The 7,708-nt window shown below is 39.5% G+C and carries 8 protein-coding genes; 3 read left to right on the forward strand and 5 right to left on the reverse strand.

Annotated features, from left to right (window positions below; all coding sequences use genetic code 11):
• The 4 genes from ACWATR_RS38070 to ACWATR_RS38085 form a co-directional block, all read right to left on the reverse strand.
• Nucleotides 1-1,335: ISLre2-like element ISCst1 family transposase (locus tag ACWATR_RS38070; protein WP_460344968.1), on the reverse strand; the 1,335-nt coding region annotated here is incomplete at its 3' end.
• A 128-nt stretch (nt 1,336-1,463) separates the two neighbouring features.
• Nucleotides 1,464-1,601, reverse strand: coding sequence for a hypothetical protein (locus ACWATR_RS38075; protein ID WP_460344971.1), 138 nt, complete (start codon nt 1,599-1,601; stop codon nt 1,464-1,466).
• 304 nt (nt 1,602-1,905) lie between these two features.
• The gene (locus ACWATR_RS38080; RefSeq protein WP_460344974.1) at nt 1,906-2,886 is read right to left on the reverse strand and encodes an NAD(P)-dependent alcohol dehydrogenase; all 981 of its coding nucleotides are present in this window, start codon (nt 2,884-2,886) and stop codon (nt 1,906-1,908) included.
• 183 nt (nt 2,887-3,069) lie between these two features.
• The gene (locus ACWATR_RS38085) at nt 3,070-3,600 is read right to left on the reverse strand and encodes a type I restriction endonuclease (protein ID WP_460344977.1); all 531 of its coding nucleotides are present in this window, start codon (nt 3,598-3,600) and stop codon (nt 3,070-3,072) included.
• 186 nt (nt 3,601-3,786) lie between these two features.
• Between ACWATR_RS38085 and ACWATR_RS38090 the strand changes: the two genes are divergently transcribed.
• The 3 genes from ACWATR_RS38090 to ACWATR_RS38100 all read left to right on the forward strand — a co-directional run bounded on the left by ACWATR_RS38090 (nt 3,787) and on the right by ACWATR_RS38100 (nt 6,693).
• The gene (locus ACWATR_RS38090; protein WP_460344980.1) at nt 3,787-5,646 is read left to right on the forward strand and encodes a hypothetical protein; all 1,860 of its coding nucleotides are present in this window, start codon (nt 3,787-3,789) and stop codon (nt 5,644-5,646) included.
• Nucleotides 5,647-5,752: 106 nt separating this feature from the next.
• Nucleotides 5,753-5,956 (forward strand): hypothetical protein, encoded by a 204-nt coding sequence (locus ACWATR_RS38095; RefSeq protein ID WP_460344983.1) that lies wholly within the window; start codon nt 5,753-5,755, stop codon nt 5,954-5,956.
• A gap of 134 nt (nt 5,957-6,090) precedes the next feature.
• The gene (locus tag ACWATR_RS38100) at nt 6,091-6,693 is read left to right on the forward strand and encodes a glutathione S-transferase N-terminal domain-containing protein (RefSeq protein ID WP_460344986.1); all 603 of its coding nucleotides are present in this window, start codon (nt 6,091-6,093) and stop codon (nt 6,691-6,693) included.
• A gap of 126 nt (nt 6,694-6,819) precedes the next feature.
• Here ACWATR_RS38100 and ACWATR_RS38105 read toward each other — a convergent pair whose 3' ends face one another.
• Nucleotides 6,820-7,239: a hypothetical protein gene (locus ACWATR_RS38105; RefSeq protein WP_460344989.1), complete on the reverse strand. Its 420-nt coding sequence runs from the start codon at nt 7,237-7,239 to the stop codon at nt 6,820-6,822.
• Nucleotides 7,240-7,708 lie beyond the last annotated feature (469 nt).

The following is a 7,708-nucleotide window of genomic DNA, read 5'->3' on the forward strand; positions in this document are numbered from 1 at the left end:
ATTACCCTTGATTCTTAAGTTGACAACTTGACGGATTAAACTCTCAATTGCCCCACTACCTATTGGTAGTTTTTGGTCTAGTATCTTAGCGTAATTTAAACGTCTTTCACGATAGGCACGTAAAAGGTAATTTCTCTGTATGACCATAGTTTTACAACGCTCTCCCGTGGCTTCAAAGATAAATTCATCCATCTGTCTAATTATGGTAATGGCATTACTTTTTTTTAAAGTTCTACGTGCTTTTTTAAACCAATTATTCCGCTCCTTCTCATCACTAAAAGCGACATCAGCAAATTTATGTAGTCGCTCAGTAACATGGTAAAAATCAAATAATTGATAAGTCGCATCAGGAGATTTCAATTTCTTTAAAAGAGGAGGAATATGTTTCCAAATCCATTCCGCTCCGTCAGCAATTAATAAAACTTGTTTTGCTTGACTAATTCCCAAACTAATCAGATGCATTTCTAAAATTGGTAAAAAGCCTTTATAGTCTTCATAAGTGCCATCATTTACAATCTTTATTTCGCCATTTTTAACTTTTTTACCCTGTTCATCAACCACATAAATTGTTAATAATTTTGGCTCAACCCATTCCCCTATAAAGCCATGCTTGTTTGTTTTGGGATTTTTTCTACCTTTTTTATTAATCCTAATTCTACTCCTGCCACCATCTACAGCAATTACAACTCTTTGGTCTTTAAGTATATTCCCATCAGGTAATTTGCCTTGTTGCAAGTTAGATATTTTAGTTTGACGTAAATCAATGCCGATTTGACCAAATTTATATGTCAATCGTTCAATTCGTTTAAGACTAATATTAATTCCCCAATCGCCCAGAATTGTATGTGCAGCTTCAAAAGAACTAGCTATGGCACCATATTTTGCAATATCTGACCAAACTAATGGGGTCAAGCCTTCTGACATTCCTAACCATTTTAACAAGGGACAGAATCCAACATTAGTAGATTTATTCTTCGCTTTTTTTTCTTTTGTTTGAACAACGTATGGTAGTTTGAGAGTTACTACAACATTACCTACGGTTAATATTTCTCTCTTCGTATAACCGTGTCTTTGTGTATCGGTATGCCACCATCCTTTGGTTTGATTAATTGCTGTTTTATGAGCTGACTCTGATTGAGAAAGCTTATGCAATAATATGGCGATACATTGACCCGCTAAAACTAACGCAGCTTGTCTAATTGTTTCTTCTCTTTCTTTAACTATTCTTCCAGACCATTCCTCGATATTTTTCAACTCTAAAAGTTTCGTCACATCCTCTTTAAAATCTGATAATGAATCGGCAAAATTTAGATTTGCATATATGTTTTTCTCCATAAAAGTAGATATTTCCTATTTCAAAACTATTCTTGAAAGGAAATTTTACCTTTTTTATAGTCGCAACAATTTACCGAAACCTCGTTTTTAGCATAGGTTATGTCTTCTAACGAATATTACTCAGGTCATTATATTAAATGTTTAGTGTATACGTAAGAGGTTATTAGCGATCGCTCTCCAGGTGGAGTCATCTCACAAAATCGCATTGCTCCCATAACTAGAAGCAACAACTGCTGAATTACTTGGGTAGAAGCAGATAAACGCACAGTATAAAATTCTCATAATTGAGAAACCGAACTGACATTAACTACAGGTACTATTTCACCCCTAAAGTTTCCTGATGTATCTGTCCAAGTTCAGCGTCTTATAAGTAAGATGTAGTGCAGCGCATAATTGAAAGGACAAAAGTAGTACTAAACACCTACCAAATCGGGGAAGTCTGCCAAACTCTTGCTCTTGACAAATTATCATTAGACATGGCGAGGCTGCCTAACGCTGCCCATCACCGGCCGCAGATAACCTCTGCATCATAACCGATCAACTTTCGGCGGTCGGTGTGCATGGACGTTGTTAGGTTTTGTTGCTTTGCTCCACAGTAATGACTACATTTCCTTTCTTGTGTCCTTGTTCGACGTACCTGTGAGCCTCGGCAGTCTGTTCTAGTGGATAACACCTATCTATGACCGACTTCATCCTTCCCATCTCAATTAACTCTTTGAGAAAAATCAGATCCTCTTTACGCTCAATTGCTACCCCACCTATTACTTTCTTGCTGCTTGTGATTGAAGTCCACAGCCCTCGGAGTATCGGGGATAGATTTATGTGAACTGCTCTGAGATAGAGTCCATTGCTTTTTAACAAGCTTAGACAACCTGAAAATGGACTTTTGCCACTTGTGTCAAAAATAATATCGTAGGTCTTACCGCTTTGAGTAAAATCCCCTTTGGTGTAGTCAATAACATTGTCAGCCCCCAGAGACTTCACTAATTCCAACTTCGCGGTGCTACATACCCCAGTCACTTGTGCGCCAAAGAACTTGGCAAGCTGCACGGCAGCCATACCTAACGCTCCAGAAGCCCCATAGATCAAAACTTCCTGTCCGCTCTGAATCTTTCCCTTATCTCTCAGGAAAATCAATGAGGTTGTTGCCCCAAAAGGAATGGTAGCAGCTTCCTCATAGGTCATATTAGTAGGCTTGATCGCCACCGCTCCTTCTTCAGGCAGACAAATGTACTCGGCATTGGCACCAAGACTGATTCCTGCACCAGCAAATACTGTGTCACCTGCTTTGAATTGTTTTACATTTTTACCAACTGCTTCAATTTCTCCGGCTAGCTCCGACCCTAATATCGTGTTGTTTTTAGGTCTTGTGAAACCGTAGAAAAATCTTATCGGGAATGGGTCAGCCTTTCGGATACGTATATCTGCTGACGTTACTGTTGTCGCATATATTTTAATCAGCACTTCGTTTTCTTTGGGGGTAGGTTTCTCTACCTCCTTAAGCTGCATAACATCAGGAGATCCATACTCTGTACATACAACCGCTTTCATGAATTCTCCTCAAAGATAGCTTTAGTGTAGTTTGCCACAATCTTCTATCCAGTGAGTTTGCGAAACCTAACTATTTATTCTGCTGGCAGTTTCCACATATTTAATTGCTTTGGAAGAAAAACTGGTGAGGGTTATGGAGTCGGAAATTAGAAACTAATGCAACAAAGAAACTATGTAAATAACTTAAGATTCTGTAATAATTCTACCCAAATGCTTAAGGATTCTTAAAACTCCAGATAAATTGTTAAGATATTGCGATCGGGTTGCAAAGAGATCGGAAATACCATATTGTTGACCCAAGGTTTTGACAAATAAATAGCTGCTACCATTGGCAATCATGCCATACAGAGGTTGTTCTGGGTTGGGATGAATCGCCATGTAAGCTAATGTCTGGGGAATCGCTAATTCTAAATCAAAAGTCGTCTTTTTGGACTCAATTAGCACAATCCATAATTTAGCTTGCAGAACTAAAACATCAATTCTGCCCCGTAAAATCTCATCATTATCTCCTTGTGCAACAATATCAACGGATACCTCGGTTTTAAATCTGTAGGGTGCTTGATAGAAACCTGCAAGTTCAAGTAATGGTGACAGCACGACCATTTTGACAGTTTCTTCTAAAAGACTTCCATCTGAGATTTGGTAGAGATAGTTTTGTCGAACTTGTTCTAATCTTGTCTGCTCTGCTTCACTTAAAGCTGGTAAATCTGCCATTCATTCGGTAAAAAATTGACTATCACCACTTAGTCTTAACCCCAGTTTTTCCTCGACTTGGCGAAGGGTAGTAATTTTTTCTGCGATGGCTATGCTTATGGTCATGATTAAATTTACACTACTTGCCTAATATCAGGATAATTGAATTTAACCTATAACAGTTACTACAAAAGAGGGCTTATCAAGATGCCAAAAAAGAATCAAATCTTTTATAGGGATAATGTCAAAGTACAAAGTTCTCTTGGTTCGTGTATTTTGCAAGGACTAACCGAAGCTGAAATTTCCCAACTACTCGATAGTTTATTTGCTATTTTATCTGATGAACAGCGCCAAACGGCTTTTGCTCAACTTGAAGCAGATACCCACACAACTTTGATTCAAATAATCGCTCCATCGCAAACAGGTGAACAGGCAAAAACAACCAAAAGACAAGCAACTTCTTTAGCGAAATTAGCTCAAACGTGGTCAGAGCTATGGGGAGAATGGAATGAAATTGTTACCGAAGCCTCCCAGTCAGAGGGAAAATACATAGTACAAGAGGAAAGCTGGGAAGAACCCTACTTTGATGATTGTGCTTTGGTTGAAGATTTAGAAGCAGTTGCACAAAAGATGAAACCACTGCTGGAAATGGCTTTTACAAATAGTTTTAGTTACGCTCATGGCTTTGCCGCCAATCTATTAGAAGCAGAAAGCGAAATCTCCGACGGTATAGCCGACTGGATGGAAATTCGTGATGGGATTAATTTGCAACCAACCATAACCCATTGCTTGTTGAAATGGGAATGGTTGGGAGTACAAAAACAAGGGCAAGATGCTTTCAAATTGGCTAAACAAATAAGAGAGTGGGAAGAAAAACTTTTCCACATTAGTTTAGATGATGATGCTGTTATCGATTTCTTTTCAGATTTACCCGACGAGCAAAAGAAACTGGTTTTAGCTGGGATGACTGCCGAACGAGATAGTTCTCTGTGGAAATATGACCTAAAGAATACTTTTTCTTATTGGCATCTGTTTTACATGGAAGTGCTACGTCAATTTGCAACCCCAGAGATATATTTGAACAATCTCCGGGCTACTATTTCCCAGGAATGGGAAAATGGTTTACCTGTAATTGAAGATTTGTTGGCTAAACAGGAATATAGAGAAAGTCTCACAGTGATTCAAGAGACTTTGGATGCGTTATTAAAAAACAAACCTGACTTGAATCCCTGGACACCGGAAAACTCGCTGCTATTTGTTGCTGTGAGTGGATTTTCTTACGCTCCTGGGAATTGGGAAAAGGAAAAAACTTTACTTCGCTATTATCAGCAAGCTGTTCGAGAATTGGGAGAAATCGAACGGGTGAATGCTTTGTCAATTCAGCATATTACTTTTGAATGTTGTTATGACTGGTCGAGTATGTTCAAAGCTTTTGCTGAGATACCAGTTAATAAAGATACTCAGGAAGCCTTGTTTATATCTTGGCGTGAATCGATAATAAAACTTGGTACACCACAAAGATATTCATATTTTTATACAAATCAAAAACCCGTAGATACTTGGTGGTTGCATTGGTTGCTCGATAGTATTACAACTGAGGAAAAAGGACATACTTGGTTTAGGCGACAAATTATCGAGTGGTTGGAGAATTTACCTGGAGATGAAGGACAACTGGGTGGGGAATATAGTGTAATACATTTGTTAACAAAAGATTTGATCGAGATAAAGTATCAGGGAAAATCCCCCTATCCTAAGTTTTATGAGGTTGTGATTTTACCAAACCAACTATCGACACGGGATGATATTTCTAGGAGAACGTATCTCCAAGAATATGCACCCCCCGATTTATGGGAAAGAGTGATGGCTTATTGGCAAGCAAATTTACATAACTTTGTACCCAGACCGGACTCGTCTCAAAGCTCGGATTATACGAAAAATGCACAATGGATGTCTGCCTTGAAGGAGTTAGCACCGCAGAATTATGATAGTTTGTTGTCCCAATGGAAAGTCCAGCATAAGCGACGACCTAATTTGTGGAAAGCAATGGGAAATTTGGGATTGAATTGATGTAATGCTTTCTATCTGTGGGATGGGGAGTACACCATTGGGTTGCAACACCTGAAGTCCTTCAACTATCTGCCCCAGGAGTGTCAGCAGGTTCACGAGATTAGCGATGCCTGCGGCGGGCTATTCGGTGTCGCATCAATCCGTAGGTTACGGGAAAACGAGAACTTGGAAGATGCCCCAAGTGCATCTGAATTTTTTGAACAAACAGCTAGATCATTGCTCAAGAGCACAAGCGCAGGCTTTTAGAGGTGTGGTGAGAAATCCGGGTCAACCCTCTGTGGTGCTGATGAGTGGTTTATTGAAAGCGTAAATGTTAGGCATAGTAATGTTTTTACCTCCTGGCTCAAATAGTATTGCTTTTATCTCTCTATCGGCTAATACCCTAATTTCTCAATCAAAGCTACACTACCATCGGAAAATGCCAAGATTTTGGGATAGCAGCAGATGATTGATCTCTACACCTTTACCACGCCCAATGGACGCAAAGCTTCCGTCATGCTGGAAGAAGTCGAATTGCCCTACAATGTCCACAAAATTGACATTACTACTCAACAGCAATTTACACCTGAATATATCGCTATCAATCCCAATAGTAAAATTCCCGCCATTGTTGACCAAGAAACTGGAATTAAAGTTTTTGAATCGGGTGCAATTCTAATTTACCTGGCCGAAAAAACAGGTAAACTCTTACCTACTGAACAAAAAAGCCGTTTTCAAGTACTACAGTGGCTGATGTTCCAAATGGGAGGAGTCGGGCCAATGTTTGGACAACTTAACCACTTTAAACGCTTTGCACCCGAAAAAATTCCCTATGCCATCGAACGTTACGAAAAGGAAACTTTACGTATTTATGGTGTCCTAGATAAACAACTGCAATCCAATGAATTTATCTGTGGTGACTATTCTATTGCTGATATTGCTACTTATCCGTGGGTAGCAATTTATGAATTTCAGGGTTTAACACTCGACAATTACCCAAATCTTAAACGCTGGGTGGAGATAGTGCAGCAACGTCCATCTGTGCAACGCGGAATGCAAGTCCCTTAAATACAAGACCAGGGATAAATCAACTTGGTTAAAGAGTACTGCAAGGTGCTATGTTCGTTCTGCGCCTGAAGGTTTTTTATGGATAATTCGTGCTGGGTGACTAAATGACGAGTTATCAATGACAGATTATCTTCTTCTGGGTCTTTTATCTAATAAATTAACAGCAGCACCAGCAGCAGCACCATTGACACCATTTTTCCAGGTAGTTCTACAACCACCAGAAATTGCACCTGCCAATACACCAGCACCAGCACCTACACCGATATCTTGAACAGGTAAACGTCCGTTTCTTCTTCTGGCTCTGGTGCTTCTTGCACCATTGGCAGCATTAACAGCAGCACCAGCAGCAGCACCTTTAAAAGCATTGTCTAATACCGAACCACAATTTGTTACAACCCCACTTAATACACCAGCTCCAGCTCCAATGGCTGCATTATTAATAACTCGGTCATCAGCAGAAGCAGGTTGAACCGGGATTAAGCTAGTACCAGCTAAAGTAGCAGCCATCAAGCCAGGTAGGAATGCGCGTTTTAAAATGTTTTGCATGGTAGTACCCTCTAAAATCTTACGATTGGTGAATAACCAAATTTCAGTGCGCTCACTAATTCCTCGTATTTCTGATTTTAGACAATAGAAATATTATCTAAAATTTGGATATTTGGATAATTGCACACACTAGAACGTAATTTTAGCCCAAAGCTTGTTGTATTTACTGAGTGGACAATAATTAAACTGACACATTAACTAAAAAACAGTAAACCAAAGCGAGTGCAGGCAGTTGCTATTCCGAAATAAGAGACTGTTTCTCTTGTACAGTAAGTCAGACCAGATTATTCAGCAATACATGAAAATATTCTTGATAAGTTGAAAACAGGCAAGCAGTCAGCAGCCAAGGCAGTTGAAGTGCGCCGTTCTTAGAGGATGCATGGCGATCGCTCCCCCTCACAACCCTCAAACCCTGCTAAAATTCCTGTATCAAATATACCAACTACTATGTCTGGCAAAGGATTTGGTT

Source organism: Nostoc sp. UIC 10890 (genome assembly GCF_054786515.1).